General features: G+C 43.5%; 2 protein-coding genes. Both read right to left on the bottom strand.

Annotated elements, in window-relative coordinates; genetic code table 11:
* Positions 1–302: 302 nt before the first annotated feature.
* On the bottom strand, positions 303–1247 hold the full coding sequence (mdh, locus tag AC805_RS08015; RefSeq protein ID WP_055074940.1) for a malate dehydrogenase: 945 nt from the start codon (positions 1245–1247) through the stop codon (positions 303–305).
* Positions 1248–1505: 258 nt separating this feature from the next.
* A complete protein-coding gene (gene rodA / locus AC805_RS08020) occupies positions 1506–2762 on the bottom strand; it encodes a rod shape-determining protein RodA (protein WP_055074941.1) in 1257 nt (418 codons plus the stop codon).
* Between the last annotated feature and the right edge of the window lie 147 nt (positions 2763–2909).

Here is a 2909-nt window from a genome sequence, read left to right on the forward strand (position 1 = left end):
CGTTCAGGATTGATATATCAGCAAAATAAGTATTTAAGTATTAAAAAATTAATAGTTATCTCTAAGCATAATTAAAATCCAGATTAAAAACCTATTTCGCTCAGCCAACGTTAGTTGATCGGAATCGAAGCTAGATAACTGGGAGGGACATTTTTTATCCGCAAGAGCCTCAGTAACGTGAGTTGGGGATAATTGAAATTTGCCAGCTTAACCCGAACTGACGTTAATTATGCTGAAGTACTTAGCAAAATTAATCGCCATTAAATATTCACTGGTGGGGGGTAAGCAGGATATTCTTCATCTCACAATAGATTAATATTTGCTTGGATGGATGCTGCTGAAGCGTGGAGTGCTGAAAGTTCTTCATCTAAAAGCTTTAACTCGACGATTTTTTCTGTGCCCTGTCGCCCTAATTGCACGGGAACACCCATAAATATATCCCTTAAACCATATTCGCCTGTCAGATAAGCTGCGGCAGGCAAAACCCGATGCCGATCGCTAATGATCGATTCCACCATGACATTGACTGCCGCCGATGGCGCGAAATAAGCACTGCCATTTTGGAGTAACTGCACGATTTCAGCACCTCCATTACGCGTTCTCTCCACTAGTCTAGCGATCGCCTCTTGAGATAGCAGTTCGGTAATTGGCACGCCATTTACCGTTGATAGACGTGGCAAAGGAAGCATCAGATCGCCATGACCACCTAAAACAGTAGTGTAAATATCAGCACTGGAAATTTTTAGTTCCATCGCAATAAAGGTTTGGAATCTCGCAGCATCTAGAACTCCTGCCATACCAATTACCCGCTGAGGTGGTAATCCGCTTACTTGCCATGCTAGATAGGTCATTACATCTAGCGGATTAGTAACTATCAGTAAAATCGCGTTAGGGGATAGGGCGATCGTCGATTGCACTACCTCTTTGACGATAGAGGCGTTAATCCTCAATAAATCATTGCGGCTCATCCCATCTTTGCGCGGTAAGCCCGCAGTGACTACGATGATGTCGGAATCTTTGGTATCGCCATAGTCATTAGTACCAATAATTTGGCGATCAAGATCGGAAATTGTATGGGCTTGCAATAGATCGAGGGCAATACCTTGGGGTTTACCTTGAACGATATCGTATAACACCACATCTGCCAAATTTTGCTTAGCAATGCGCTGAGCTAACATGCCGCCAACATTACCTGCACCAACAACGGTGACCTTAGGCGATCGATAATCTTCAACTTGTGTCGGCATAATTATAAAAACTGCTCAAGAAGCACTTAAATTAGCTTTAATAGTATAACCACAGCAGTTTTAAATTTGTTCTAGGCAAAGTTAAGGCTTCATGAGCTTATTTGGCAACAGCTATAGCAATCCTACAGCGCTTTGCGCTCAAACCCAAACCAAGAAAAATCATGAAAGCGTTGCAAAGTAAAGCTTTCATGATTTTTCTTGTGGTTCGTTTGATCGATAATTGCTGTAAATGAGCTGAGCGGAAAGAGAACGTATTACCTAAAACTTGATCGTCCGTTTATGGGCGGCAACTGACTCCACCAAACCGATCGCCATAAAGTTGGCAAGTAATGCAGATCGCCCATAACTGAGCCAAGGCAGGGGAATGCCTGTTACAGGGGCGACATTAATATTCATGCCGATATTTACAAAGGTTTGAAATAGAACAAAGGAAAATACGCCGATCGCCAACAATGAACCGAAATTATCCCTTGCATTTACGGCAATTACCAGCAAACGCCAGCAAATACCAACGAACAGTAGCAATACGCAAATACAGCCGATAAAGCCAAACTCTTCACCGATTGCCGAAAATATGAAATCTGTATGTTGTTCGGGAATAAAATTTAATTGGGTTTGCGTACCCTTCAGCCAACCCTGACCGAGCAATTTCCCAGCACCGATCGCGATTTTTGACTGAATGACGTGGTAACCAGCGCCAAGGGGATCTTGATTGGGATCAACAAAAAGAAGTAACCGCTTTTTTTGGTAATCGTGCAGTACATTCCACAGGATCGCCCCAGCTTGTCCCGCCACTAAATTAACAACCACAGCTATGATCGTGCTAGCAATGCGAAACCAAGGCAGAGAAACCCATGCCGCCACCCCCATCAGGATCACCCAGACAATCCAAACAGGTAAATAAAGCGAAAACAAGACCGCCGAAACAATTGGCGAAAATATCAATACCAGCCAACCTAGACTTGCTCCCGCCCAATAGAGCATTCCAATGGTAATTGCCGCAAATACCAGAGCCGTACCTAAATTTGGTTGTAAAAAGATCAAAATCCAAGGGGGCAATGTTACCCAAGCAACTTTAAAGGCATCGATGGGACTGTGAATTGGGCGATCGTGCATCACTGCCGCTAAAGAAATAATGATGCCCACCTTCGCAAATTCCGAAGGCTGAATGTTAAAGCCGCCGATCGTAATCCACCGCTCTGCTCCTAACGCGGTCGTCCCGATCGCTAATACCAAAATCAAGGAGATATTGGTAATGGCGTAGGTAACCCAATGCAAGCGCAACAGGCGATCGTAGTGAAATCGCGCGATCGAAAACATCGCTGTCAATCCTACTAAACCAGTCGCCCAATGCTGCCACCATTCGGTACGTCTAGCGCTATAGTCCGAGCTAAAGATGGCAATACCACCTAAAATCGTCAATAAAATCGGAAAAACTAGCAGCAATACATCAGCATCACGCCATTCCCGTTTAATATTTTCCCAACTTGGCAGTTCTAAAACTTTTACGACCATAAATTCAGATAATTCAGCATTGAAGTTTGATTTGGCACTTAAAATTGGCACTTAAAATTGGCACTTAAAATTGGCACTTAAAATTGGCACTTAAATAATTATCTCAGCACAATTAAAATCCAGAGCTAGAACCTGCGGCGCACGCTG

Source organism: Pseudanabaena sp. 'Roaring Creek' (genome assembly GCF_001402795.1).
Lineage (GTDB): Bacteria > Cyanobacteriota > Cyanobacteriia > Pseudanabaenales > Pseudanabaenaceae > Pseudanabaena.